The 26,619-nt window shown below is 41.6% G+C and carries 20 protein-coding genes, 2 tRNA genes and 3 rRNA genes; 17 read left to right on the plus strand and 8 right to left on the minus strand.

Going from position 1 to position 26,619, the window contains the following annotated elements:
- Positions 1-15: 15 nt before the first annotated feature.
- The 7 genes from MST16_RS03115 to MST16_RS03145 form a co-directional block, all read right to left on the minus strand.
- Positions 16-366 (minus strand): hypothetical protein, encoded by a 351-nt coding sequence (locus MST16_RS03115; RefSeq protein ID WP_180011793.1) that lies wholly within the window; start codon positions 364-366, stop codon positions 16-18.
- A 171-nt stretch (positions 367-537) separates the two neighbouring features.
- The gene (locus MST16_RS03120; protein ID WP_180009661.1) at positions 538-930 is read right to left on the minus strand and encodes a DUF4951 domain-containing protein; all 393 of its coding nucleotides are present in this window, start codon (positions 928-930) and stop codon (positions 538-540) included.
- Positions 931-1,133: 203 nt separating this feature from the next.
- Positions 1,134-1,559: an organic hydroperoxide resistance protein gene (locus tag MST16_RS03125; RefSeq protein ID WP_111884709.1), complete on the minus strand. Its 426-nt coding sequence runs from the start codon at positions 1,557-1,559 to the stop codon at positions 1,134-1,136.
- Between the two features lie 95 nt (positions 1,560-1,654).
- Positions 1,655-2,479 (minus strand): carbon-nitrogen hydrolase family protein, encoded by an 825-nt coding sequence (locus MST16_RS03130; RefSeq protein ID WP_180011795.1) that lies wholly within the window; start codon positions 2,477-2,479, stop codon positions 1,655-1,657.
- 32 nt (positions 2,480-2,511) lie between these two features.
- A complete protein-coding gene (gene gigB / locus MST16_RS03135; RefSeq protein ID WP_078189558.1) occupies positions 2,512-3,030 on the minus strand; it encodes an anti-anti-sigma factor GigB in 519 nt (172 codons plus the stop codon).
- A gap of 112 nt (positions 3,031-3,142) precedes the next feature.
- On the minus strand, positions 3,143-4,111 hold the full coding sequence (gigA, locus tag MST16_RS03140) for an RsbU family protein phosphatase GigA (protein ID WP_078192616.1): 969 nt from the start codon (positions 4,109-4,111) through the stop codon (positions 3,143-3,145).
- A gap of 98 nt (positions 4,112-4,209) precedes the next feature.
- Positions 4,210-5,166 carry a VacJ family lipoprotein gene (locus tag MST16_RS03145; RefSeq protein WP_180011797.1) on the minus strand — a complete coding sequence of 319 codons (957 nt, stop codon included), beginning with the start codon at positions 5,164-5,166 and terminating at the stop codon, positions 4,210-4,212.
- A gap of 536 nt (positions 5,167-5,702) precedes the next feature.
- Between MST16_RS03145 and MST16_RS03150 the strand changes: the two genes are divergently transcribed.
- From MST16_RS03150 to hisC, 12 genes are all read left to right on the plus strand, one after another.
- A 16S ribosomal RNA gene (locus MST16_RS03150) occupies positions 5,703-7,240 on the plus strand.
- 61 nt (positions 7,241-7,301) lie between these two features.
- Positions 7,302-7,378 (plus strand) — tRNA-Ile (locus MST16_RS03155).
- Between the two features lie 63 nt (positions 7,379-7,441).
- Positions 7,442-7,517: transfer RNA gene (locus tag MST16_RS03160), tRNA-Ala, on the plus strand.
- A gap of 444 nt (positions 7,518-7,961) precedes the next feature.
- Positions 7,962-10,855: ribosomal RNA gene (locus tag MST16_RS03165) — 23S ribosomal RNA — on the plus strand.
- 196 nt (positions 10,856-11,051) lie between these two features.
- A 5S ribosomal RNA gene (gene rrf, locus MST16_RS03170) occupies positions 11,052-11,166 on the plus strand.
- Together the 16S, 23S and 5S rRNA genes with 2 tRNA genes alongside form the textbook arrangement of a ribosomal RNA operon.
- A 261-nt stretch (positions 11,167-11,427) precedes the next feature.
- Positions 11,428-12,882 carry an RNA polymerase factor sigma-54 gene (locus MST16_RS03175; protein ID WP_180005468.1) on the plus strand — a complete coding sequence of 485 codons (1,455 nt, stop codon included), beginning with the start codon at positions 11,428-11,430 and terminating at the stop codon, positions 12,880-12,882.
- A gap of 168 nt (positions 12,883-13,050) precedes the next feature.
- A complete protein-coding gene (gene hpf / locus MST16_RS03180) occupies positions 13,051-13,383 on the plus strand; it encodes a ribosome hibernation-promoting factor, HPF/YfiA family (RefSeq protein ID WP_078191195.1) in 333 nt (110 codons plus the stop codon).
- 135 nt (positions 13,384-13,518) lie between these two features.
- Positions 13,519-13,770, plus strand: a complete 252-nt coding sequence (gene ibaG / locus MST16_RS03185; RefSeq protein WP_078191194.1) for a BolA family iron metabolism protein IbaG — start codon at positions 13,519-13,521, stop codon at positions 13,768-13,770.
- A 6-nt stretch (positions 13,771-13,776) separates the two neighbouring features.
- Entirely contained in the window at positions 13,777-15,033 is a 1,257-nt protein-coding gene (gene murA, locus MST16_RS03190; protein ID WP_078191193.1) for a UDP-N-acetylglucosamine 1-carboxyvinyltransferase, read from the plus strand.
- Positions 15,033-15,734 carry an ATP phosphoribosyltransferase gene (gene hisG / locus MST16_RS03195; protein ID WP_168378495.1) on the plus strand — a complete coding sequence of 234 codons (702 nt, stop codon included), beginning with the start codon at positions 15,033-15,035 and terminating at the stop codon, positions 15,732-15,734. The genes murA and hisG overlap by 1 nt, the downstream gene beginning before the upstream one ends.
- 203 nt (positions 15,735-15,937) lie before the next feature.
- Positions 15,938-17,239, plus strand: coding sequence for a histidinol dehydrogenase (hisD, locus tag MST16_RS03200; RefSeq protein ID WP_180009932.1), 1,302 nt, complete (start codon positions 15,938-15,940; stop codon positions 17,237-17,239).
- Between the two features lie 181 nt (positions 17,240-17,420).
- Complete coding sequence (gene hisC, locus MST16_RS03205) at positions 17,421-18,518, plus strand: histidinol-phosphate transaminase (RefSeq protein WP_180009931.1); 1,098 nt, start codon at positions 17,421-17,423, stop codon at positions 18,516-18,518.
- Between the two features lie 105 nt (positions 18,519-18,623).
- Here the strand turns inward: hisC and MST16_RS03210 are convergent, their stop codons facing one another.
- Positions 18,624-19,964, minus strand: a complete 1,341-nt coding sequence (locus MST16_RS03210) for an anthranilate synthase component I family protein (protein ID WP_180009930.1) — start codon at positions 19,962-19,964, stop codon at positions 18,624-18,626.
- A 256-nt stretch (positions 19,965-20,220) separates the two neighbouring features.
- Here MST16_RS03210 and MST16_RS03215 point away from each other — a divergent pair, with 256 nt between their 5' ends.
- The 5 genes from MST16_RS03215 to filE all read left to right on the plus strand — a co-directional run bounded on the left by MST16_RS03215 (position 20,221) and on the right by filE (position 26,601).
- Positions 20,221-21,270, plus strand: a complete 1,050-nt coding sequence (locus tag MST16_RS03215) for a DUF6160 family protein (RefSeq protein WP_180009929.1) — start codon at positions 20,221-20,223, stop codon at positions 21,268-21,270.
- Positions 21,271-21,466: 196 nt separating this feature from the next.
- Positions 21,467-22,300 (plus strand): C39 family peptidase, encoded by an 834-nt coding sequence (locus MST16_RS03220; RefSeq protein WP_180009928.1) that lies wholly within the window; start codon positions 21,467-21,469, stop codon positions 22,298-22,300.
- Between the two features lie 60 nt (positions 22,301-22,360).
- The gene (locus tag MST16_RS03225) at positions 22,361-23,560 is read left to right on the plus strand and encodes a hypothetical protein (protein ID WP_180009927.1); all 1,200 of its coding nucleotides are present in this window, start codon (positions 22,361-22,363) and stop codon (positions 23,558-23,560) included.
- Positions 23,561-23,572: 12 nt separating this feature from the next.
- Positions 23,573-25,237, plus strand: coding sequence for an OmpP1/FadL family transporter (locus tag MST16_RS03230; RefSeq protein ID WP_180005461.1), 1,665 nt, complete (start codon positions 23,573-23,575; stop codon positions 25,235-25,237).
- 32 nt (positions 25,238-25,269) lie between these two features.
- A complete protein-coding gene (gene filE / locus MST16_RS03235; RefSeq protein WP_257222579.1) occupies positions 25,270-26,601 on the plus strand; it encodes a putative pilus assembly protein FilE in 1,332 nt (443 codons plus the stop codon).
- The last annotated feature ends 18 nt before the right edge of the window (positions 26,602-26,619 follow it).

A 26,619-nucleotide genomic window follows, 5' to 3' on the forward strand; every position in this document is an offset into this window, starting at 1 on the left:
ATTCGGGGCTTTGCTTTAGTTAATCTTTTCAAAATGAATTACAGCATCATATGCTTTGTCTGTCAGAGTGAGGTGAGTTGCATCACTGAGTTTTATTTCAATGCTATTGCTCTCTTTATATTTCAGAATATCATTATTCACTTCGGCCATACCGGATGAAGCACTAGAAGTGCGCTCAGTATTATTTTTATCGAGCCAAAATTCGTCTTTAATTTGGTAGTCATCGCCTTGTTTGCTAATGGAAAGTTTGCGTAGGCTCTCCGTGTCAGGTGTTTGTTTCCATTCCCCTGAAAAATCAGGCGCAGGTGTTTGGCTACATGCGGCTAAGGCCAAGCTTAGAAAAAGCATCGAAAAGTATGTTTTCATTGTAAAGTCCTGAAAATGATTTTAATTTTTTATGGATGTATAGTTAATTATAGTTTGAATATTAAACATTTTTTAAATTTTATTCATTATTCTTTCTATCGAATGTCTCATAATTTTTTATTTTAATTTGAACAAAAACAGCCCAAAAATATGGGCTGTACGGTCTTTCACTTACCACAAACTGACAACTTTCTTCATCAATTCAGCACGAATGGGCGCGGTTGGGTTACCTGCATTGCGCTGCGTTTCATTTTCATAAAACTTTTGCCAAGTTTGAACCATCTCTAAAGTGACATCTTGAGTTTTAAGCTTTTCAACGTCGGCTTTGGTGATGTTGGCTAAGCGCGCTGCAGCACCTTCTGGGCCTGTACCCCAACCAATGATGCCTTGACCATAGGCAGGTAAAGACATGTTGTTCGGTGTTGGCGGTAGCGCAAGACGTTGAATATCTGGATTGACCAAGGATTTAATGTGAGGACGGACTTTTTCAGACAGGGTTAATTCGGCAAAACTTAGTGTAGATGCGCTGATGAGCAATGTACTGATAAGGAGAGGTTTAAGCATCATAGATCAACAAATGAATGTAAATAATAATCGTTATATATTTTAGCAAGGTTTTGGTAGCTGAATAAGAATATTTAAATGCATTGGAAATGGATAAGGCTTTATTTTGAGCTCAGCTGTAGATTTGTAGAAGTCAAAAAAGTTCAAAGCACTATTTTATAAGGAATTAAAACAGTGCTTTGTATAGATAGGTGCAAATGGATTTAAGTCAAAACATTTAAAGTGACATTAATATTGTTTCGGGTGGCATTTGAATAGGGGCATACAATATGCGCGGCATCGACCAATTTCTGTGCCTCGCTTGCATCCATACCCTCAAGATGAATATTAAGCGTCACTTCGATACCAAATCCTGTTGGAATAGGGCCGATACCAACATCACCCTCGACGTAGGCAGCAGGGGTAATCGAAATTTTATCTCGGTTAGACACAAATTTCATTGCACCTAAAAAACAGGCTGAATAACCAGCGGCGAAGAGTTGTTCAGGATTCGTACCATTACCTGTACCCCCCATAATTTTCGGCACAGCCAATTGAACATCTAAATGACCATCGGATGTCGTTGCACGACCATCACGACCACCAGTGGCTTTTGCATGGGCTGTATAAACTGCTTTTTCTAAAGTCATTTTTCTAATCCCTCAGATGATGGTTCAAAATCATATCGTGGGGGATTTTGTTTAAATAATATTCAGTTTTTTTGTAATTTTATACAGAGTGAAAATCAATATTGAACCAAAACACGGTGCTGCATCAGTGGCATTGATGCGCGAATCTGTTGCTGCTCGTCTAAGTCAAAAGGAACTGTGAGTAGTTGAGCGCCTTCTTCTGCGGTGATTGCTAAAATTTGACCACGGCTGTTGCTTGCTCCAGCATGACCCCAAGTTTGACGCTTTTCACCATGCCAGCCTTGTTGTGCGGCACCTAATACAGCACATTGACTATCCATGGCACGAGCTTGCAGTAACAACTGCCAGTGCATTTCACCCGTGGTATAAGTAAAAGCTGCAGGCGCCGTTAAAATGTTTGCACCTTGGCTACGAAGTTTCAAAGCCAGTTCAGGAAAGCGCAAGTCGTAGCACACCATCAGGCCAATATTGCCAAAAGGTGTTGTTGCAACTACGGTTTCAGTACCAGGTTCAAAGAATTTTGATTCTTGATAGCCACCGACAGCGTCACCAACTTGCACATCAAATAAATGAATTTTGTCATAACGTGCTTCGGTACGTTCAGGGCTGATACACAGGCTAACAGTACGGACACGGCCATCTTGAATGATTGAACCATCTGGACGATAAGGGCATGGGAGTGTGCCCGCAACAATCCAAAGTTGATAACGATGTGCGAGTTGTTCTAGTCGCTGCTGAATACTTTCAAATTGCGCCGCGGTTTCACGTTGTTTACCTGCGGCAAAGCAGACAAAATTTTCAGGAAATACAATGAGACTCGCACCTTGAGCCTGACTTTGTTGCATCAATGATTCGATCACTTTGAAGTTATCTTCAATGTCATTTTGAGAATTCATTTGTGCAACGGAAAGTAAAGTCATGCGAAGAGGGTCTCTGCTGTGATTAACCTAAATTAGACATTTTGCTGCTTGGGTTGCTCTAGATTGTCCTGCTCTTTTTGCAGTTGTTTGACCAAAGGCTCAAACATATTTTGGTTGCTATCATTTAGTTTCATCAGCGTTTTGTGTGCATCTAAAACCGTATTCAGCATATTGCTATGGGTAATGTGTTCTTCCATAAGTGCGCGAGTGCATACACTTGGATCACCACAATAATTCAAAATAACAAACACCTGACCTAAACCCATGCTATTGGCAAGCGTTGTGATATCAGAGTTTGTAGACAACATTACCGCTTGGATATGGTGAACTTGTTTGAGCTTCAAACCCAGTTTAGCCAAAATGCCAAGGACAGTACTATCGATAAATGTCGTTTGGGTTAAATCAACAATTGCACCGACGACATTTTGTTGCTGTTCAATTTTGTTTAATAACTTGTCTAGACTAATACAAGATTGGGCACGCACTTCGCCAATAAGCTTAAAAATATGCGTTCCGTTCAAGCTTGCATATTCAACATGACCTGTTGACATATAAATGCCATTTGCAGAGAAGGATAGTAAATTATCCCATAGGGGCACAGCTTACTCAAGTAGCCGAGTATGATCAGAAAGTCGTATTCGGTTTAAGTGATTGATTTCGTGATTAATTGATTCGACGTAAACTTAGGATGGCAATATCATCAGCAACATGGTCTGGTGCTTGAAATGATTGATTTTGCAAGTGATAAACCAATTGACCTAGCTGTTCATTCAATCCACCGTCAAAAGGTTCAAGTGCGCCATCCGAGCAAATTACAAAGCGAGAATAACGATTTAAGGTAAATTCAAACTCTTCAACTTCTAGATCTTCAGTTAAGCCGAGTGGGAAGCTGCTGGTATTTAAAATTCGTGCGGGAAGACCGGGTTCAAATAAAATGGCCGGCGGATAATGGCCTGCACTAGACCATTTCAAGACATGCGTATCGAGATTGAGTATCCCCGCAATCATGGTAATGTGCTTTTCAATATTTTCTTGAACCAACATGCCATTGAGCTTTTTGATGAGTTCTCTCGGGGTTTTTGAACGACCGTGGAAAGCAGCCATCCAAGAGGTCAGTAAACTACTCGTCACCCCATGACCAGATACATCTGCAAGATAAAACATGATTTCTTTATCGCTGATTTTCCAGTAATCGTACCAATCACCGGATAAATAGGCTGAAGGCTGGAAGAATGTTTCAATTTTATAGTTGTGGAGTTCAATCGGGTTGGGCAGTAAACGTTTTTGCAAATCTGCAGCAGAAGGGAGATCACGGCTGTCTTGATTGCGTTTGTATTGCGCATCAATTTTAGTGAGTGCCACCTGAAGGTTGGTTGGAATATGGTCCCACACCCATCCTGCTAAAGCACCTTGTTGCCACGCTTGAGCCAATGCAGCGCCCTCATGCTCAAAAGCGAGCACAATGGTAGGAAGTGTCCATTGGTGATTTAAAAAGTCGGCAACATCAGCAATTGCAATGATCGTTGGATCATACAAGTCTAGATCTTCAATGTTAATCATTTGTACGCTAGGAAGCGCATCAAGTACCTGATCTAAATATGGAATATCACGAGTAGGTTGAATGAAATACATAAAGAATTAGATGAATCCTTCGATAGACAATAAGTGTACTATAGCAAGCTAATGATGGCTGGAGGGAAAAACCACACCAGCCAATTGAAAAATTTTATTTATTCAGTTGTTACCGTGTCGGTATCATCTGAACTGCTGTCATCAATGAAATCGGTAGAATCATCAGATGAAACATCTGTTGAATTATCTTCAGATTCATCAATATCGTCATCTTCTTCATCAATAAATAAGTTTTCTTCAGCGATCCCTTTTTTCTCAGAAATTGAATAATTCAGGCGTTGTAAATAGATGTCGCGAATTTGAGCATATTTATCGCCTTGTAATACACCTTCAATATCCAGTAATTGAGCGCGAGTATCGATTCCACGTAAAGTTTGCTCAGACCAATACGCCACATCATGACCATCAAGCATATATTTCTGTGGACGTCCTTGACTATCTACTGCTAGACCGACGGTTTGGCGCAATGTGCTTGGACCAAGCACTGGTAGAACAATATAAGGGCCAGAAGGAATACCGTAATAACCTAAAGTTGCGCCAAAATTTTCATCTTCTGTTTCTAGACCTAGACGGCTTGCAGGGTCAGCAAAGCCTAAAGTTGTCAGTGTATTAACAGTAAAACGCCCCAGACTTTTTGCGGCACGTGTCGGTCGTCCTTGGATGAGTTGGTTAAACGCATTCCACGGTTCGCCCAAATTTTTACGGAATAAACGATAAGATTCACGAATATCCTTTGGAGTTTTTGCGACATATTGCACAGCAGCAGGGCGGGCAATATGGACATCTAAATAATCATTAAATGCGTAAACTTTCCGGTTGATCGGTTGGAAAGGGTCTTTATCTTCTTCTGATTGTGCTGCATTCGCATTAACAGATAATTTTTTTGCAACTTCAGATGACTTGACCATCGCAGCATGCGCAAGTTGTTGTGTTTTTGATTTATTGGCAGCTTCTGAATCTTGAGCAACAGGTGCTGAAGCTTCGTCATTTGCAAATACAGGTGTTGTTACGACAAGTGACAATAATCCTGCATATAAAAAAGAAGTTTGGCGCATATATAGTCCTGACGCTTTTAGCGCGGCAAAATGTTTGCCGTATAATAAGTAAAAACGTTCAAATAATCCTGATTTATTACTATTAAACCAAATTTGATCAAAATATGAATGAAAAAATGTAATTTGAGTGAAAAATGTGCGTTCAAAATAATTATTTTAAAAAAGGTGTTGCAACGGTGCTGAAATACTGTAGAATGCACATCCATCGGCGGTGATGAAGATTAAAACTTCTGATAAAACAATGACTTGGTTGAATTGATTAAGTTTGGTTTTATTTGATAAGTTTAAAAATAATTTGAATTACCGGTTGACTCTTTAGAAATAAAGAGTAATATAGCCGACCTAGCTTGCTGGTGACGAACCAGTAAGAAGATCATTAAGAGATTATGAAGAACAACTTGTGTGGATTTTTACTGATTGATCGATCGAAATTATTTTCATTGATTGATGGTAGAAATGACTCGAAGTTTATTTGAGCAAATTTTTGTCAGTAATTGATGAGCCAAGATTGGTACACTATATGTACTATTGATTTTAAACTGAAGAGTTTGATCATGGCTCAGATTGAACGCTGGCGGCAGGCTTAACACATGCAAGTCGAGCGGGCAAGGTTGCTTCGGTAACTGAGCTAGCGGCGGACGGGTGAGTAATGCTTAGGAATCTGCCTATTAGTGGGGGACAACATTTCGAAAGGGATGCTAATACCGCATACGTCCTACGGGAGAAAGCAGGGGATCTTCGGACCTTGCGCTAATAGATGAGCCTAAGTCGGATTAGCTAGTTGGTGGGGTAAAGGCCTACCAAGGCGACGATCTGTAGCGGGTCTGAGAGGATGATCCGCCACACTGGGACTGAGACACGGCCCAGACTCCTACGGGAGGCAGCAGTGGGGAATATTGGACAATGGGGGGAACCCTGATCCAGCCATGCCGCGTGTGTGAAGAAGGCCTTTTGGTTGTAAAGCACTTTAAGCGAGGAGGAGGCTACTTTGGTTAATACCTAAAGATAGTGGACGTTACTCGCAGAATAAGCACCGGCTAACTCTGTGCCAGCAGCCGCGGTAATACAGAGGGTGCGAGCGTTAATCGGATTTACTGGGCGTAAAGCGTGCGTAGGCGGCTTTTTAAGTCGGATGTGAAATCCCCGAGCTTAACTTGGGAATTGCATTCGATACTGGGAAGCTAGAGTATGGGAGAGGATGGTAGAATTCCAGGTGTAGCGGTGAAATGCGTAGAGATCTGGAGGAATACCGATGGCGAAGGCAGCCATCTGGCCTAATACTGACGCTGAGGCACGAAAGCATGGGGAGCAAACAGGATTAGATACCCTGGTAGTCCATGCCGTAAACGATGTCTACTAGCCGTTGGGGCCTTTGAGGCTTTAGTGGCGCAGCTAACGCGATAAGTAGACCGCCTGGGGAGTACGGTCGCAAGACTAAAACTCAAATGAATTGACGGGGGCCCGCACAAGCGGTGGAGCATGTGGTTTAATTCGATGCAACGCGAAGAACCTTACCTGGTCTTGACATAGTAAGAACTTTCCAGAGATGGATTGGTGCCTTCGGGAACTTACATACAGGTGCTGCATGGCTGTCGTCAGCTCGTGTCGTGAGATGTTGGGTTAAGTCCCGCAACGAGCGCAACCCTTTTCCTTATTTGCCATCGGGTTAAGCCGGGAACTTTAAGGATACTGCCAGTGACAAACTGGAGGAAGGCGGGGACGACGTCAAGTCATCATGGCCCTTACGACCAGGGCTACACACGTGCTACAATGGTCGGTACAAAGGGTTGCTACTCCGCGAGGAGATGCTAATCTCAAAAAGCCGATCGTAGTCCGGATTGGAGTCTGCAACTCGACTCCATGAAGTCGGAATCGCTAGTAATCGCGGATCAGAATGCCGCGGTGAATACGTTCCCGGGCCTTGTACACACCGCCCGTCACACCATGGGAGTTTGTTGCACCAGAAGTAGGTAGTCTAACCGTAAGGAGGACGCTTACCACGGTGTGGCCGATGACTGGGGTGAAGTCGTAACAAGGTAGCCGTAGGGGAACCTGCGGCTGGATCACCTCCTTAACGAAAGATTGACGATTGGTAAGAATCCACAACAAGTTGTTCTTCATGACGATGTATCTGAGGGTCTGTAGCTCAGTTGGTTAGAGCACACGCTTGATAAGCGTGGGGTCACAAGTTCAAGTCTTGTCAGACCCACCACTACTGACACGTAAGCAATTGCAGAGTAAACGGAAATCAGAAACATTGACTTATTGATAAGCTGGGGACTTAGCTTAGTTGGTAGAGCGCCTGCTTTGCACGCAGGAGGTCAGGAGTTCGACTCTCCTAGTCTCCACCAAATTTCAAGACAAGAAAAGCATGCTTTTCCTTGAAATTTAAGCAAGAAGCTACGCTTCGCGCAGTATGTGATCATACAGTGTTGAAGTTGTTTAGTTCCTAAGCGATCAAGTGTTTAGGTTATAGAGCTTAGCAACAAAGTGGCGTATGATTCGCTTCATTGTTATTAAGCTCTGTGATTTATCACAGTTTCCTGACCTGACGAAGGCTGGAAAAATCATTAACAGAATATATTTGAGTTGAAATAATTTGTTCATACTCGTTTGATTTAACCTAACAAGCAATTGTGAAAGTTGAGTGAAATGAGTTACTAGCGAAATTAACTGAATCAAGCGTTTTGGTATATGAATCTAATTGAAGCTGTACAGTGATTAAATTCACGAAGCTCTAAACTGTAATGTTGGTTGATCTACTTGTAGGATCAAATGACTGTTTGGGGTTGTATAGTCAAGTAATTAAGTGCATGTGGTGGATGCCTTGGCAGTCAGAGGCGATGAAAGACGTAATAGCCTGCGATAAGCTCCGGGGAGGCGGCAAATATCCTGTGATCCGGAGATTTCTGAATGGGGAAACCCACCCGCTATAAGGCGGGTATCATAAACTGAATACATAGGTTTATGAGGCGAACGAGGGGAAGTGAAACATCTCAGTACCCTTAGGAAAAGAAATCAATTGAGATTCCCTCAGTAGCGGCGAGCGAACGGGGAAAAGCCCATTAAGTTATCTAAGCTTTAGTGGAACGCTCTGGGAAGTGCGACCATAGTAGGTGATAGTCCTGTACGCGAAAGGGCTTAGATAATGATGTCGAGTAGGGCGAGGCACGTGAAACCTTGTCTGAATATGGGGGGACCATCCTCCAAGGCTAAATACTCCTGACTGACCGATAGTGAACCAGTACCGTGAGGGAAAGGCGAAAAGAACCCCTGTGAGGGGAGTGAAATAGATCCTGAAACCGCATGCATACAAGCAGTGGGAGCCAACTTGTTTGGTGACTGCGTACCTTTTGTATAATGGGTCAGCGACTTACATTCAGTAGCAAGGTTAACCGATTAGGGGAGCCGTAGAGAAATCGAGTCTTAATAGGGCGTTTAGTTGCTGGGTGTAGACCCGAAACCGGGTGATCTATCCATGAGCAGGTTGAAGGTTGGGTAACACTAACTGGAGGACCGAACCCACTGTCGTTGAAAAGCCAGGGGATGACTTGTGGATAGGGGTGAAAGGCTAATCAAACTCGGTGATAGCTGGTTCTCCCCGAAAGCTATTTAGGTAGCGCCTCGGACGAATACCATTGGGGGTAGAGCACTGTTTCGGCTAGGGGGTCATCCCGACTTACCAAACCGATGCAAACTCCGAATACCAATGAGTACTATCCGGGAGACAGACTGCGGGTGCTAACGTCCGTAGTCAAGAGGAAAACAATCCAGACCGCCAGCTAAGGCCCCAAAATTATAGTTAAGTGGGAAACGATGTGGGAAGGCATAGACAGCTAGGAGGTTGGCTTAGAAGCAGCCACCCTTTAAAGAAAGCGTAATAGCTCACTAGTCGAGTCGGCCTGCGCGGAAGATGTAACGGGGCTAAAACTATATGCCGAAGCTGCGGATTTACACATTAGTGTAAGTGGTAGGGGAGCGTTCTGTAAGCCGATGAAGGTGGATTGAGAAGTCCGCTGGAGGTATCAGAAGTGCGAATGCTGACGTGAGTAACGACAAAACGGGTGAAAAACCCGTTCGCTGAAAGACCAAGGGTTCCAGTCCAACGTTAATCGGGGCTGGGTGAGTCGACCCCTAAGGCGAGGCCGAGAGGCGTAGTCGATGGGAAATTGGTTAATATTCCAATACTTCAGTGTAATGCGATGAGAGGACGGAGAAGGTTAAGTCAGCCTGGCGTTGGTTGTCCAGGTGAAAGGAAGTAGGCATGTATCTTAGGCAAATCCGGGGTACTCTATGCTGAGATCTGACAGCAAGCTGTACTTGTACAGTGAAGTGGCTGATACCATACTTCCAGGAAAAGTCTCTAAGCTTCAGTTACACTGGAATCGTACCCGAAACCGACACAGGTGGTCAGGTCGAGTAGACCAAAGCGCTTGAGAGAACTCTGCTGAAGGAACTAGGCAAAATGGTACCGTAACTTCGGGAGAAGGTACGCTGCTTTTGGTGATGGAACTTGCTTCCTGAGCTGAGAGCAGCCACAGAAACCAGGCCCCTGCAACTGTTTATTAAAAACATAGCACTCTGCAAACACGAAAGTGGACGTATAGGGTGTGATGCCTGCCCGGTGCTGGAAGGTTAATTGATGGGGTTAGCGTAAGCGAAGCTCTTGATCGAAGCCCCAGTAAACGGCGGCCGTAACTATAACGGTCCTAAGGTAGCGAAATTCCTTGTCGGGTAAGTTCCGACCTGCACGAATGGCATAATGATGGGGGCGCTGTCTCCAGCAGAGGCTCAGTGAAATCGAAATCGCCGTGAAGATGCGGTGTACCCGCGGCTAGACGGAAAGACCCCGTGAACCTTTACTGCAGCTTGACATTGAACTTTGATCTTACTTGTGTAGGATAGGTGGGAGGCTTTGAAACCGAGACGCTAGTTTCGGTGGAGCCAATCTTGAAATACCACCCTGGTAATATTGAGGTTCTAACTCTGTCCCGTTATCCGGGACGAGGACCATGTCTGGTGGGTAGTTTGACTGGGGCGGTCTCCTCCTAAAGAGTAACGGAGGAGTACGAAGGTGCGCTCAGCGTGGTCGGAAATCACGCGTAGAGTATAAAGGCAAAAGCGCGCTTAACTGCGAGACCCACAAGTCGAGCAGGTACGAAAGTAGGTCTTAGTGATCCGGTGGTTCTGTATGGAAGGGCCATCGCTCAACGGATAAAAGGTACTCTGGGGATAACAGGCTGATACCGCCCAAGAGTTCATATCGACGGCGGTGTTTGGCACCTCGATGTCGGCTCATCTCATCCTGGGGCTGAAGCAGGTCCCAAGGGTATGGCTGTTCGCCATTTAAAGAGGTACGCGAGCTGGGTTTAGAACGTCGTGAGACAGTTCGGTCCCTATCTACCGTGGGCGCTGGAAATTTGAGAGGATCTGCTCCTAGTACGAGAGGACCAGAGTGGACGAACCTCTGGTGTACCGGTTGTGACGCCAGTCGCATCGCCGGGTAGCTATGTTCGGAAGGGATAACCGCTGAAAGCATCTAAGCGGGAAGCCTACCTCAAGATAAGATTTCCCTTGGACTTTATGTCCACTAAAGAGCCGTTGAAGACTACGACGTTGATAGGTTGGATGTGGAAGTGCGGTGACGCATGAAGCTGACCAATACTAATTGCTCGTGAGGCTTGACTATACAACACCCAAACAGTTGTATAAATAGCATCAATTGATTCACATATAATCAATCAAACTTGATTTAGTTGAAAAGCTAGATAAAATGAACACCTTAAATTAACTCAAGTACTTCTGTTAATAACTCATTTGGTAGAAAACTTAGCACGAAGAGCACTGCTCTGAGATTAGACTAAGCAAGTATCCATAACAGTTGTGCTGGCGACAATAGCAAGAGTGAACCACCTGATCCCTTCCCGAACTCAGAAGTGAAACCTCTTAGCGCTGATGGTAGTGTGGGGTTACCCATGTGAGAGTAAGTCATCGCCAGCTCATTATTCGAAACACCCCCAACTTAATCGTTGGGGGTGTTTTTTTATGTGTGGTGAAAAGGAAAATAGAGTGAAATTAATAATATATCTAATTAAATAATTCATTTATAAGGCGAATTGTTCCTAATAAAAGAATAAATTAGCTGAATAATGTGTCTAAAAAAGACAAAAAATCGGGCGTTCTGTTCAAAATTATGCTATAAAAAATAAAACGGCATAAAAATTGCTTATAAAGTGCGGTTAATTATAGGGGGAGTTATTAATGAAATTAGCGATGGGGTTAAAGGTTGCCAATTCCTTATCATTAACACCTCAATTACAACAAGCCATTCGTTTATTACAGCTTTCAAGTTTGGAATTGGAACAAGAAATTCAAATCCAACTCGACAGTAATCCTCTATTAGAGAAAGTTGAAGAACAAAATACCGTTGAAAGTTTAAATAGCTTACAAGAACAAGAAAGGGAAAATAAAGACTTAACCAATGAATTAAATGCCGATCATTTGCCTGATGAGTTACCGGTAGATACGGAGTGGGATGATGTTTATACGCATCAACCTACAAGTTTAGGTGCTGCTGAATTTGAAGAGCGCGAAGATAATCGGCAGGGGCATCAAAGTTTACAAGCACATATGCTTGAGCAAGTTAATCTTTTACACTTTTCTGTGATCGATAAACTAATTGCACACTGTATTATCGATGCTTTAGATAACAAAGGTTTTTTAGATTGTGACTTAAATGAAATTACCCAATCTGTTCAGCATCTTTTAGATTCTATGGATTATGAAGAAGAAGTCGAAGATGACGAAGTTTTGGTGGTTTTAAAGCATATTCAGCGTCTAGATCCTTTAGGTGTAGGTTCACGTAATCTCGCTGAATGTTTAATGGTACAAGTTGAAAATCTTCCTGAACATGTCGAATATCGATATGAAGCTATTTTATTATTGAAAAATTATGAGTTGCTGATTACCAATGAATTACCTAAGTTAATTAAGCAAACGGGTTTAAATACGGAACAACTTAAACTAGCCATTTGTTTGTTAAAAACATTAAAAGCACATCCAGGGCAAGAGTTTGAAGATAAAGATTCAGACTATCAAATTCCAGATGTAGTGGTGCTAAAAAAGAATGAACATTGGTTGGTACAGTTAAATCCTGATGTAATGCCAAAGCTACGAGTGAATTCTTTCTATGCCAATATGATCAAGCGTGCAGATCAAAGTGACGATAATCAATATTTACGTAATCAAATGCTTGAAGCTAAGAATTTCATTAAAAGCATTGATGAACGACATAAAACTTTATTAAAAGTGGCAACCTGTATTGTGGAGCATCAACGAGCGTTCTTTGAACAAGGGCCTGAGGCAATGAAGCCTTTGGTCCTGCGAGATATTGCGGAAGAAGTTGAACTCCATGAATCCACAGTTTCCCGTGTAACCACAAATAAATATATGCTCACACCACGTGGATTATTTGAGTTGAAATATTTCTTCTCAAGTCATGTTGGAACATCGTCTGGTGGGGAAGCGTCTTCGACGGCAATTCGTGCAAAAATTAAAAAGTTGATTGCAGAAGAAAATACACGTAAGCCTTTGTCTGATAATGCAATTGCAGTTTTGCTTAATGCAGAAGGTATTGATGTTGCTCGTCGTACAGTTGCGAAGTATCGTGAATCGTTACATATTCCATCATCTTCAGAGCGAAAAGTGTTGATCTAAATTTGAAAATCTGACTATTCTAGAGGTTCATTATGACGAAATAATGAATCTCTTTTTTTATAAGGAATGGCCGAAATGATCTGATTGTGTAAATGTATGCTTCGCATATTGAGTTGGATGATTCGGCTTGAACTTTTCCAGTCCTGAAAGAAGGTGAGGGATAGAATTATGCAGATTACAATTCGTGGCCATCATTTAACAATTACGCCAGCAATAGAAGAAAATATTCGTCTTAAATTTGCGGAAATGACCAAACATTTAGATCAGGTCAATAGTATGCAAGTCAAACTGACTAAAGATCATCAGGTTGATAAACGTTCAAAAAAAGGTAGTGATAATCATATTGCGGAAGCGATTATACGATTACCTGGGACAGAACTTTTTGCACAAGCGTGCGCTGATGATATGTATACCTCGATCAAAAAATTGTCTGAAAAATTAAAAAAACAATTACATAAACATCGAAAAATGCAGCTCATTTATATGCCTTTAACGGTTTAGATTGTAAATTGTACAAAAAGAGGTTTTTTATAACCTCTTTTTTTATATATATAATGTATGTGACTAATGAATTATTTTTTAGATTTATAGTAAAATGACGGGTTTTACACCGTTAGTCCTATATGGGGTCTTGTGATGAATAGTGAACAGCTCACTGAAATTTTAAAAGCTGCTTTTCCAGAAGCTGAGGTTGCAGTTAGTGGGCAAGGCGGCAAATTTGATCTACGCATTGTCGATGATCAATTTGAAGGCAAACGTCCTGTTGCTCGTCAACAATCTGTTTATGCACCTTTGAACTCCTACATTGCCAGCGGTGAAGTACATGCAGTAACAATTCGTGCAATGACCAAAGAAGAATGGCGCAAAGCAAGCTTATTCGGAGCTTAATAATTAATGGATAAATTTCTGATTCAGGGCGGTACTAAGCTCGAAGGTGAAGTTCGTATTTCTGGTGCGAAAAATGCTGCATTGCCATTACTCGCTGCAACTATCCTTGCGGATACACCTATTACATTAACTAATGTGCCAAATCTAAAAGATGTGAACACCTTAGTGAAATTGATCGCAGGTTTAGGTGTTCAAATCAGTTATGAAGGTGATACGGTTAAGGCTGATACTTCTAGCTTAGATAACCAATTTGCACCATATGAACTCGTGAAAACCATGCGTGCATCTATTTTGGTGCTTGGCCCGTTATTGGCGCGCTATGGTAGTGCAAAAGTGTCTTTGCCGGGTGGATGTGCAATTGGTTCACGCCCTGTAGATCAACATTTAAAAGCTTTAGAAGCACTTGGTGCTGAGATCGAAGTTGAAGCAGGTTATGTGCATGCCAAAGTGGATGGTCGTCTAAAAGGTGGCGAAGTTGTCTTTGATATGGTCACAGTTGGTGGTACTGAAAATATTCTAACTGCTGCGGTTCTTGCAGACGGTGTAACGACCATTCGTAACGCGGCTCGTGAACCTGAAATTACCGATCTTGCTAATATGTTGATCAAGATGGGTGCAAAAATCGAAGGTTTGGACACAGATACTTTGGTTGTTACAGGTGTTGAAAGCCTACATGGCTGTGAATATGCCGTTGTTGCTGATCGTATTGAGACAGGTTCTTATCTCGCTGCAGCAGCGATCACTGGCGGTAAAATCAAAACCACACATACTGATCCAAACTTGTTGGAGTCTGTGCTAGATAAATTTGAAGAAATGGGCGCGGAAGTTACGCGCGGTGAAGATTGGATTGAACTGGATATGATGGGTAAACGCCCGAAAGCAGTTAGTTTCCAGACTTTACCACACCCAGAATTTCCAACCGATATGCAAGCACAGCTTATGGCTGTGAATGCAATTGGTCGTGGTTTTGCCACAATTTCTGAAACGATTTTCGAAAACCGTTTCATGCATGTACCTGAATTAGCACGTATGGGTGCCAATATTCAGGTTGAAGGTAATGATGCTGTTGTTACAGGTGTAGAGAAATTATCTGCTGCACCCGTGATGGCAACTGATTTACGAGCTTCTTTCTCATTGGTTTTAGCAGCACTTGCCGCTGATGGGGAAACGTTGATTGACCGTATCTATCATATTGACCGTGGTTATGAAGATGTTGAAGCGAAGTTACAAGGTTTAGGTGCCCAAATTAAGCGAGTAAGTTAATGAGCGATATGAGAAACGATGATCCCAATTTTGACGTAATGGGCAATTTTGATCATGGTTTAACTTTAGCATTAAGTAAGGGACGTATCTTAAAAGAAACTTTGCCATTGTTGGAAACAGCTGGCATTAACTTATTGGAAGATCCGGATAAATCTCGTAAGTTAATTTTTCCAACGACCCATAAGCACGTACGTATTTTAATTTTACGTGCTTCTGATGTACCAACTTATGTTGAAAATGGTGCTGCAGATATTGGGGTGGCAGGTAAAGATGTACTGATGGAGCATGGTGCACAAAATGTGTATGAACCATTGGACTTAAAAATTGCCAACTGTAAGTTAATGACGGCTGGTAAAGTCGGCATGGTTCGTCCGAAAGGTCGTTTAAAGATTGCAACCAAGTACGTGAATTTGACCCGTCAATATTATGCAAGCTTAGGCGAGCAAGTTGATGTGATCAAACTGTATGGTTCTATGGAACTTGCACCATTGGTTGGTTTAGGTGATTACATCGTCGATGTTGTGGATACCGGGAATACTTTACGTGCCAATGGTTTAGAGCCTTTGGAAGAAATCTGTAAAGTGTCTTCACGTTTAATCGTGAACAAGGCAAGCTTTAAACGTAAACAAACTTTGTTGAACCCGATTCTTGCGCAGCTAGAAAAAGCCGTGGAAGAACGTGAGCAAACAAAAAAAGCATAAGTCGTTAAATTCTTAGCGCTATGCTGATCAGACCGCTCAAATCTGGGCGGTTTTTTTATGAAAACTGAAAAATAATGATAAAACTGTATTTTCACCAATTTTAACGAAAGTTATTTTCAATAAAACTCCACATGAACACATGCGATAGATATCCACAAGCTGCGCTAAAACAGGTAAACTAATCTTTTCCAATAGATTACCTTGTGGGTAAATTGATGCGACGTTTATCGACTCAAGATCAAAACTTCAAGCAAGCTTTTGCTGACTTGTTGGCTTTTGAAACTGTGAATGATCCAGAACTTTTAAAAACCGTTGACCAAATCATTGCTGATGTTCGTCAGCATGGTGATGCTCATGTTCTTAAATTGACACAGCAGTTCGATCGACATCCAGCGCATCAATTCTCAGAATTAGAGCTGACACAAGAACAGCTGAAAGCAGCATTTGATGGTTTAAGTTCAGAAGTGCGTGAAGCCTTAGAACTTGCTGCGAACCGTGTTCGTGAATTTCACCAAGCACAAAAGCAAGACGGCTGGACTTATGTCGATGCTTTAGGAAATACCCTTGGTCAAAAAGTCACACCGCTGGACCGTGTAGGTATCTATGTGCCGGGCGGTTTAGCTTCTTATCCGTCTTCTGTATTGATGAATGCTGTACCTGCGCATGTTGCTGGCGTGCCTGAAATTATTATGGTGGTGCCTGCGCCGAACGGTGATTTGAATCCATTGGTTTTGGCGGCAGCTTATTTAGCCGGCGTACACCGTGTATTTACCATTGGCGGCGCGCAAGCGGTTGCAGCATTGGCTTACGGCACAGAAACCATCCCATCTGTGGATAAAATCACTGGCCCGGGCAACCGTTTTGTTGCGGCAGCAAAACGTGCAGTATTTGGTCAAGTTGGCATTGATATGATTGCAGGGCCATCCGAAATTTTGGTCTATGCAGAAGGTCAAAATAACGCTGAATGGCTGGCGATGGATTTGTTGTCTCAAGCGGAACATGACACTGTGGCTCAAGCGGTGTTCATTACGCCAGATGCGGATCTTTTAGATCAAGTAGAGCAATGGATTGAAAAGCATTTAGAAGCTTTGCCTAAAGCAGATATCGCGCGCACTTCAATTGAAAACCGTGGTGCATTAGTTTTAGTCAAAGACCGTGCTGAAGGCGCTGAATTGATTAACCAGGTTGCGCCTGAACATTTGATGCTGTGCTTAGATCAAGCGCAGGAAATGGCTGAAGATATCCGCCATGCCGGTGCAATTTTTATGGGTCGATATACGCCTGAAGCGATTGGTGATTACTGTGCAGGTCCAAACCACGTGTTGCCTACTTCGGGCACAGCGCGTTTTTCATCACCGCTTGGTGTATATGATTTCCAAAAGCGCTCAAGTTTAATCATGTGTTCTGAAGCTGGCGTGAAAACTTTAGCGAAAACGGCTGATACATTAGCGCAGCAGGAAAATTTAGATGCACATGCGCGTTCAGCACGCTATCGTTATCAGTAATAAAATATAGACTAGGTGAAAAACTTAGTTTTCCAAAACTATAAACCTCTCCCTAACCCTCTCCTGAAAGGAGAGGGGAAATCTCATAAAATGAATATTCCTCTCCCTGAACGAGCTTTAAGGATTCCTTTAAAGCGAAGTGCAAGAGAGGTTAGGAGAGGGTGAAAAAGAGCAAAATAAAATGCCAAATATTACCTCTGAACAAATGCGTTTTTGGAGCCCTGATGTACGTGAATTAGAACCGTACACACCGGGTGAACAGCCTAAAATTCATAATATTTTAAAACTCAATACCAATGAAAATCCGTATCCGCCATCGCCAAAAGTGGTGGAAGCAGTTCAAAAAGTATTGGCAAATTCTGCTGATGTTTTACGTTTATATCCAGATCCAGATGCGTCTGAGTTAAAGCAAGCGATTGCAAAACAGCAGCATGTACCTGTTGAGCAGGTCTTTGTCGGCAATGGCTCGGACGAAGTTCTGGCGCACATTTTTAAAGCCTTTTTTGTGCAAGAGCTGCCGGTTTTGTATCCAGATATTACCTACAGTTTTTATCCGGTATATAGCCAATTTTTTGGTATAGCTGCCAATACTAAAATTATGCCGCTGAACGATGATTTTGAAATTGTTATTGATGACTATAAACAGCCGAATGGCGGTATCATCATTACCAATCCGAATGCGCCTACCAGTATTGCTTTAGGTTTGTCTGCAATTGAGGAAGTGTTGCAAGCCAATCCGAATTCAGTGGTTGTGATTGATGAAGCGTATGTCGATTTCGGTGCAGAATCTGCTGTGGCTTTGGTTGCGAAATATGAAAACCTTGTGGTTTGTCAAACGACGTCTAAGTCGCGTTCACTTGCTGGTTTGCGTGTGGGTTTCGCGATTGCGCAGCCGCATTTAATCGCAGCGCTTGAGGCAGTAAAAAACAGCTTTAACTCCTATCCGATGGACCGTTTTGCGATTGCAGCAGCCGTGGCGTCATTTGAGGATCAAGCGTATTTTGAAGCACAAAATGCCAAGGTGATTGTGAGCCGTGAAAAACTTGTAGAGCAGCTTTCTGAGCTGGGCTTTAAAGTATTACCCTCTGCGGCAAACTTTATTTTTGCATCATTGCCAACGAAAGACGCGGGTGAATTAGCTGCTGAATTGCGCGAACGCGGGATTATTGTGCGTTACTTCAATAAGCCGCGGATTAATCAATTCCTACGTATCACCATTGGTACAGATGAACAAAATCAGCGCCTTGTGGATACGCTAAAAAACGATATTTTGGCTTGATTGCTGCAAGCTACTATAAATTTAAATCTACCCTAATCTTCCTTTTTTAAAAGGAAGTTGGGATAGATAGATCAAAAAAGCGATTCAATTGAATCGCTTTTTTGTTTAATCTGGCGTATACCACGTATTTAACAAATCCAGCATGGCTTCGACTTTATCAAAGCATTCTTGATATTCAGCATCGCAATCTGACGCGATGGTGATTCCGCCACCTGCCCACAGCGAAACCTGATCTTGGTATTTTTGAATAGAGCGGATTAAAATATTCCAAGAGCCCGTGCCATCGTGATTAAAATAACCCATCGAGCCGCAATAGGCGCCGCGAGGAGCACCTTCAAGTTCTTCAATGATTTGCATCGCACGGATTTTGGGTGCGCCGGTAATCGAACCGCCTGGCAGGGCAGACATCAGAACTTCAAAAGGGTTTACATCTGTTTTCAGCACTGCCTCAACTTCACTGACCATATGATGCACTTGGTTAAAACTTTCAATATCAAAAAGTTTAGGTGTTTTTACAGAACCTGTTTCTGCATAAATACTCAAATCATTGCGCAGTAAATCGACAATCATGACATTCTCAGCCATGTCTTTTTCAGATGATTTTAACCGTTGTTTTGACTGCTCATCTAAAATTGGATCTTCATAGCGAGGCATCGTGCCTTTGATTGGTTTAGTAATAATCTTGCGTTTAGGCTTAAAATCTATAAAAAGTTCAGGCGAACAACTTAAAATTTCAAAATCATTAATACGTAAGTAGCCTGAATATGGTGCATCAGTCAGTGACCAAAATTCTTGAGCGGTATCTAAGAGTGAACCGTTTGCTTGAGCTGTGAACTCTTGGGTTAAATTAATTTGATAGCAATCACCCGCTTTAATATATTCCTGCACTTGATCAAAGGCTTTCGTGTAGTCTGACTTAGACCATCTTGCAGTACATTTTTGTCTTAATTTAAATTGATTCTGAGTGATCTCGGTTTGAATTATGTGATCAATGTAGTCGTAAATCTTAGCTGCAGAATGATCTGAACTATAAAAATACCAACCATCATTCTCTAATTTTAAAAAACTGGAAAATTGTCCTAAAAACAAGCGAGGTTGCGCTTTGGCGTGCAAGGAAATCTGTTGCTGCGCTGCATAATCATAGCTAATAAAGCCAGCCCAGCCCCCAGAAAACCCACTGCCTAAGTTTGAACATAAATCTTGGAAGGCAATATTTTGCAAGGGCTGAGTATCAGATTCCTCATATTGATCTAAATTGGTACGGACATAAGCTTTAAGTTCATCATTCTTCAATTGTTGATATTGATTTGCCAAAAAGCAAATAACAGGTTGGTTTTGATCTTCTAAAAAAATCACATGTGACAAGGGTGCAAGCGCTTGCAAAATTTTTTGAGCACTAACAGTTTGTTTGAGAATAAATTTTTTAAAAGAAATTGGCTTTTGCATCAACAGAAAAATTAACTTTAAAGAATAAAATGGATTTTATACCATTCCTAATTCATTTGGTTTGCAAATACCGTTTATCGGTAAGAATTAGATTGCGACCAACGACAGTTGAACAAATTTCAGCTTGGATATAATTTAATCGAGCGAGCAAACAACTCAAGGAAAGATTTAACAGTTGTCACAAAATAATATTACAGCTGAATAAATCGAGTGGTTGAAAATCAAAAAAAAATAAATACTCTTGGGAGAGTACCGTATGAAAAATTTCACTAAATTAGCTCTAGTTTCTTCAATCGCATTTAGTGCGAATGCTATGGCTATGCAAGCAATGGACGATGCTGCACTTAGTTCAACCACTGGTCAAGATGGTATTAACATCGGGATTGGTATTTCAAAAGTTGCAATCGAGAAACTTTACATTCACGATAATGACGGTTTAGCAACTGATGCAAAAAACGTTGTGACAGGTACAAAAGTTACTTTTGATACAACTACAACTCCTCCTACGCCAACAGGTTTTGCTGCAAATGCAGAAGTTTCTTCAACAAATATTGTTGGTGGTACAGGTGTAGCAGGTGCTCTTTTAATTAAGGGGAACGGGATAGCCGGTGATGCTAATGAAAAGCATGGTCTTGTAATTACTGCGAATTCACAAGCTTTGTTAGCAAGTCATAATTTGGCTGATTTACGTATTGACTCAGATGCTGGTAATTCTGCAAAAGGTGGAGCATTTGTTAATATTGCAGCACAAGTTTCGGGCTTAGATATTAAAATTGGTGAAATTGGTGTGACTGCATCAGGTACGGCTGGTACAACAGGTATTCGTCGTGGTGGTGATGATAGCAACTACAATGCAATTCTTTCTGGTTTAACTTTGAAAACAGGTCAGATGGCTGCAAATATTCAACTTGGTGCAGCTCCACAGGGTGCAATGATCAAATTGAATACAACTATGATTGGTGGTTTAGAGATTCAAAATCTAGGTATTCTGGATGCATCAACTAAAAACGCTACACGTGCTGCTGGTGAAATCTTTATTGAAAGCATAAAAGTTGCTGATGCGGGTAAAACAGACTTAACCATTAACCAAGATATTAGTGTTTATGGTGCAGAAGGAGCATCAAAAGGATATATTCAAATGGTGAGCAACTCTGGTCCAATTGATAACTATGTGAAAGGTGTTCATTTAGGCAGTAAAGACGCTGGTTCAATTGGTGATATCGAAGTTCAAGGCTTGCAAACATATTATAGCCCTAGTTTAGGTGTTTATAATCCAGGTTCTGTGATTACGATTTCTAGTAAGTAATTTAGAATAAAATAAGGCGCGTGTTGATCACGCGCTTTTTTTTACAAAAAAGTGCGGAATGACCCAACAAAGCATAAAAAAATGCTGTTTTTTTATAAAAAAAAAGGTATCTTGCATAATACATGGATGTAGAGCATTAGCTCTAAAAAATAATGAAAAAAGGCACATCATTGCCGATAACTAAAAGTTAGAAGATATGTTAGAGATAGCTGTAGGCTCGGCATTGATGTATTACTTTGCCAAAGAGTCCTTCGATTTAAAAGAAAAGCCAGTCGGAACAGTTCACTATACCGAAACATTGGATTCACGAAATGATTCCTTTACTCGGATGCACCGTGAATCTGTAAAAATTAAACCTGCCATAGAAGATCAATTTCGAGGCATCGTTCGGCAAGCCTACGACTACAGTTGTGGTTCGGCGGCCTTAACTACTTTATTAAATGGTTATGTAGGTACACAGCTGACTGAGCAACAGACCATGAATGGTTTGCTGAAATTTGGTGAAACTGAAAAAATTATCGAACGTCGAAGTTTCTCCTTATTAGACATGAAACGTTTTGTCGCTGCTGTCGGGCTAGAAAGTGGGGGCTACAAAGGGGAGTTTTCAGATCTAGTTAAGCAAGGTCAGCCTGCGATTGTTCCCATTTCATATGCTGGTTTTAAACATTTTGTGGTGTTTAAAGCCTATAAAGATGGGCGTGTTTATGTTGCAGATCCAGCACTGGGCAATATCAGTTTCGATGAAGTTCGATTCCAAGAAATATGGGAAAACAATACTTTATTCTTAATCAATGTTGCACCTGAGCAACGTAAAAATTTATTGGCTTTGCAAGATTCAGACTTGCGACATGTTGAAGATGCAACCGTGAACCGTTATGCATTGGTTGATATTCAATATCCGCAGTTTTACATGGATAAAATTGCAGACAAAGCATCTACGATACGACTTGATAAAAATATGAATGAAGAGTCGGAGTCTTATGGTAAATCGAATTACAACTTTCTAAGGCTTTACTATAAGAGTAAATAATTAGATGAATGCGTATAACAAAGCGTCAAGATTAAAAAAATAAAAACGGTGGGAAGGAACATGAATCGTAAATGGATGAACAAAACACTACTAGCCATGAGTATTCAAGTGGTGATGGGGGTTGCATATGCAGCTGAAGAGCCAAGTCTAGGAGAGTATGATCCGGTTGAGCAAGAGACAGTTGTTGAAGAGTCGGCATCTCCTGTTACGGCAACCCAAGCTGATACTACACATGAAGCTACTGCCGAGCCAGAAATTGGACAGTATGAATCTGTAGAAGAGCCCGTACAAGCTGAAATGCCACAATCCGAAGTCGCTACTGCCAATGAAAAAGCATCGACAGCACTTCAGCAACAAGAAGGTGATGCGAGCCAAGAAGCGAATTTACAGGAAGTATTTAGCTCGAATGAACGTCAGTATTCATTGATTAAAAAAGGTGAAATATCATCTTTTTACGATATAGATTACACCTATTACCGTGATACACAGCTTGATATGGAAATGGCACAAGGCCAGCTTTATCAACTACGTGTACAAGAAAATGCAACACATTCGATGACCAATACATTTACCGTGCAATACGGTGTAATGGATAATTTGACATTCTCTGCATCTTTGCCTTTAGTGGCGAAAACTGATTTATTAAAAGATACTTCAACTGCAGGTTTAGGGGATATTTCTTTAGGCGCACGCTGGGAACCATTCCCACTGAAGCAAGGTCGTTTGCCTCTTATTTTATTTGGTAATTTGTCCACGAAAACTGGTGATAGTCCATACGAAATTAATGCTGTAAATGATCTAGCAACAGGTAAAGGTTACTATTCTGCAGGTATCGGTGCCAGCACACGTAAATATATTGATCCCGTTGTGTTGTTTGCATCCGTCTCGGCAAACTATGGTTTCAAAGAAACTGACTTAAACCAACGTCGTGGTTCGCGAGTCATTGAAGAGTTTGAACCGGGGATTAGTGGCGGTTTTGCATTCGGTTTTGCATACTCGTTTAACTACGATGTTTCCCTTACCATGTCATATCAACAAAGTTTCAATACCGGCGCAGAATTTACGTATAGCAGTGGCGAATCCTATTCACCTGCAGACCAAACCAGTTCAACTCTAGCGATTTCTTTAGGTGTACGTGTATCTCCAGAGACCATTGTGAATGGTACGGTGGGGTTAGGTTTAACTGAAGATGCACCAGATGTGTCATTAGGGTTGTCTTTCCCGTTGGATATTCTAGGTTTTGGAAAAAAACTTCGTTAAGAGGGCTGTCGTATGCGTAAAATTCGACTCAGCCCACTTGTTAGTGCGATCGTTTTAACGGGCTGTTCTAGTGCTGCTTTTGCACAATTGGGTACCAACCTTTCAGTTGATGTACGGTCACTTGCATTAGGTAATGCAGTAACTGCGGATCCTCCAGGAATTAGTGCAGTACATTTTAACCCTGCAGCATTAACTAAGATTGAAGGTTTGCAAACAGATATGCAGGGCATCATTGCAAACTTTGATATTCAACGTGAATTTACCGTTCCTGCGGGTTATAACGTTTTTGGTTATTCAGATGATCCATTAGTCTGTAATGATGGTCCTGAAGTGACGGCTGATATTTGTACGGACTTTAAAGATAAGGTTTCTGGTGATGTTGAATATGCATCCTTATATGTACCTGTCTTAAAAAAGATGGTGGATTTTGGTGCTGGACAACCCATTGCCGCGCCAACGATGGGGATTGCCTACAATCCACCGGGTTCTAAAGCAACATTCGCATCAGCTGTTTATGCACCTTTGATTGCGGGTTTTGGTGCTGAAAATGGTAACCCAGGTAATTTCATGGGGCAACAAGTTGCTCTAGAGCGTATTACTTATCTATCGCCAACAGTAGGCTATCAAGTCAGTGATGAGCTATCGATTGGTGGTGGTGTGGGGATGTCCTATCAAGCCATTGGATTGAAATCTGACCTGCGATTTCCCAATGAATTGATCGGCATGTTAAGGATGATTGATGAAGTCGTCTGTACACCATTTAAGGAAAATTCGGACATTATTACCGACATCTTGCTATTGGGGATGTGTAATACCGAAGAAGGGATGAATCCATTTGGCAAATTTGGTCAGATGGAATTGGCTTTAGAGCAGTCACTGAGCCCAAGTTACAACTTAGGGGTTTTGTGGGAGCCACGCGAAGATTTTAGTTTTGGTATGGTGTACCAAAGTGCAGCGAAAATGCGCATGAAAGGTCGTTATCGCATACAAAATGCGAAAGCACCTCAGGAGATGATTAAGGGATTAATGTCATCACCAACAGGTCAAATTTTAGCTGCAATTTTAGGTTTCCCAAATGCTGTGCCAAACTCGGAGTCGGGTTTGGTTTCGATGGATTTTGAATATCCACAGCATGTACAGGCGGGGATCAAATATAAGGTTATGCCTGATTTACAAATCAATTTTGATGTGGGCTGGACCGATTATCGTGCTTGGGACAAATTCCGTTTTGAATTCGACCGTCAAATTTCAGCGCTGAAAATTGCAAAATTATTATCTGAAAATGTGACTGATAATTCTTTGGCCTTACCTTTGAAATTTACATCGCCTTGGAACTGGGGTATTGGTATTGAATATTCTGCAACAGATCGTTTGAAATTACGTGCAGGCTATGAACCAAGGAGTACGTCTATTCCTGATGGTAAGCGAAATACCATGGTCCCGATTAATGGTGCGCAGCTCTTTGGTATGGGGATTGGATATCGTTTTGATGCAGATACGGATTTAGATTTATCAATCGGCTTTTTACGCAGTAAAGATAACATTCCAGCGAATACTAGTAGTCTTGCAAACTTAACCGGTGTGAATAATTTACTTTTAAACCCATATGCTGGACTGAATGTAAAAACCGATACGAAAATCACCATCCTAGGATTAAATTACAGAACTCGTTGGTAGGATAAGCAAACAGAATGAAAAGGATTTTATTCATGAAAACGTTACTTGCACTGTCTGTGGTGCAAGTGTCGTATGCCAACGCTGGAGCGTTTCATACCATTATTGGGCCAGATGGGCGCCCAATGGTGGTACAAGTGCAAGAAAAACCAGCAAAGAAACCTAAAGAAAGTCCAACTGCTAAAACGATAGACTCTCAACCTGTACAACAAATTACTCAACCATCTGTAAGCATTAGTCCGTCTCAAACCAAGACACCGATGACACGTCAAACGAGTCCAACAGCACAGACTGTTGAATCACTGAAGTCTCAACGTTTAAGTGTACGTGAGCCGGAAAAACGGGATGAAATTAAAGCTGTCACAATAGATAAAATTAAAAACGTCTCAGGTGATAAAGTTCCCAAATCTGAAAAGTCAGTACAAGCGTCAGATACTTCAGCAAAAGTCTTACCTTCAACAACATGGACAGAGAAGTTACAGCAATCAGAGCTAACCCAACCTAGTGCTCCGTATCAGGCCAAAGTTCAGGCTGAAAAAGATAAACCTATCGTCGAAAAAAAGATCCTTGCTGAGAAAGTTGTTAGCACTGATAAAGCCGTACAATCTTCAGGTGAAAACTTAGAAAATCATCCTTCAAAACAATCGGCTAAGGCAAAACAAGAGCAAGGCTTTTCGACCATGGCTGGTGAAAAGTATGTCAATAATGAATATCTTGAAGATAAAGAGTTTAACTTAGAAGGCAAAAAGCGCTTTTACACCATGCCCGAAGGCGTTATTGACAGCAAGATGGGGCAAACGCGGATGCAAACCATTGAACGTGAAAAAGGTGTCAGTCGCTCCGTCATTGATAATTTATTTAAACGCAATCAACCCGAAGATACAGGGCCGATCACTTTGGCCACATCGTATTATCGAGTCTCACAAGCTGACACCATTCAAGGTTTAGGTCAGCAATGTTTTTCGAATAAAAAAATGAAGAAAGCCAAAGAGCTCGACTTGGCTCAAGATATTAATTTATGGCCTCGAGCACCATTGTCGGACGAATTTGACTACGAAGTCGTAAAACTAAAATCACCATTACAAAATATTCGTATACATTCATTTGCATCCAAAGTACAAAATCCTACATTTTATTGGCCATTTGCGGTATTTTTAGACAAAAATGGATGTGTCATGGAAGGCGCAGGTGGATTCAAAAATAACCAAGGTGAAGCGGATCATCTTTACCATGAAAAAATAGAAGGCGTGATTCAAGTGCCTAAAGGTAGCCAGTATTTATTCTTAACGCCTTTAGCAACAGCAATAGACGTCGATGGCCGCGTATTAACCAATCAAGGCCAACTTAAATTAACAGCAATCCGTTAAGGACATAAGAAAGAGAAT

The sequence above is a fragment of the Acinetobacter sp. YH16040_T genome, assembly GCF_024605785.1.
In the GTDB taxonomy this organism is placed as follows: Bacteria; Pseudomonadota; Gammaproteobacteria; order Pseudomonadales; family Moraxellaceae; genus Acinetobacter; species Acinetobacter amyesii.

Bases quoted from the DNA above. Each gene is read 5' to 3' on its own strand.
- MST16_RS03115 (WP_180011793.1), bottom strand. From the start codon at position 366: ATGAAAACATACTTTTCGATGCTTTTTCTAAGCTTGGCCTTAGCCGCA.
- MST16_RS03120 (WP_180009661.1), bottom strand. From the start codon at position 930: ATGCTTAAACCTCTCCTTATCAGTACATTGCTCATCAGCGCATCTACA.
- filE (WP_257222579.1), top strand. From the start codon at position 25,270: ATGAAAACGTTACTTGCACTGTCTGTGGTGCAAGTGTCGTATGCCAAC.
- MST16_RS03215 (WP_180009929.1), top strand. From the start codon at position 20,221: ATGAAAAATTTCACTAAATTAGCTCTAGTTTCTTCAATCGCATTTAGT.
- hpf (WP_078191195.1), top strand. From the start codon at position 13,051: ATGCAGATTACAATTCGTGGCCATCATTTAACAATTACGCCAGCAATA.
- MST16_RS03225 (WP_180009927.1), top strand. From the start codon at position 22,361: ATGAATCGTAAATGGATGAACAAAACACTACTAGCCATGAGTATTCAA.
- murA (WP_078191193.1), top strand. From the start codon at position 13,777: ATGGATAAATTTCTGATTCAGGGCGGTACTAAGCTCGAAGGTGAAGTT.
- MST16_RS03230 (WP_180005461.1), top strand. From the start codon at position 23,573: ATGCGTAAAATTCGACTCAGCCCACTTGTTAGTGCGATCGTTTTAACG.
- MST16_RS03125 (WP_111884709.1), bottom strand. From the start codon at position 1,559: ATGACTTTAGAAAAAGCAGTTTATACAGCCCATGCAAAAGCCACTGGT.
- MST16_RS03175 (WP_180005468.1), top strand. From the start codon at position 11,428: ATGAAATTAGCGATGGGGTTAAAGGTTGCCAATTCCTTATCATTAACA.
- gigB (WP_078189558.1), bottom strand. From the start codon at position 3,030: ATGTCAACAGGTCATGTTGAATATGCAAGCTTGAACGGAACGCATATT.
- MST16_RS03130 (WP_180011795.1), bottom strand. From the start codon at position 2,479: ATGACTTTACTTTCCGTTGCACAAATGAATTCTCAAAATGACATTGAA.
- ibaG (WP_078191194.1), top strand. From the start codon at position 13,519: ATGAATAGTGAACAGCTCACTGAAATTTTAAAAGCTGCTTTTCCAGAA.
- MST16_RS03145 (WP_180011797.1), bottom strand. From the start codon at position 5,166: ATGCGCCAAACTTCTTTTTTATATGCAGGATTATTGTCACTTGTCGTA.
- gigA (WP_078192616.1), bottom strand. From the start codon at position 4,111: ATGTATTTCATTCAACCTACTCGTGATATTCCATATTTAGATCAGGTA.
- hisG (WP_168378495.1), top strand. From the start codon at position 15,033: ATGAGCGATATGAGAAACGATGATCCCAATTTTGACGTAATGGGCAAT.
- MST16_RS03220 (WP_180009928.1), top strand. From the start codon at position 21,467: ATGTTAGAGATAGCTGTAGGCTCGGCATTGATGTATTACTTTGCCAAA.
- MST16_RS03210 (WP_180009930.1), bottom strand. From the start codon at position 19,964: ATGCAAAAGCCAATTTCTTTTAAAAAATTTATTCTCAAACAAACTGTT.
- hisC (WP_180009931.1), top strand. From the start codon at position 17,421: ATGCCAAATATTACCTCTGAACAAATGCGTTTTTGGAGCCCTGATGTA.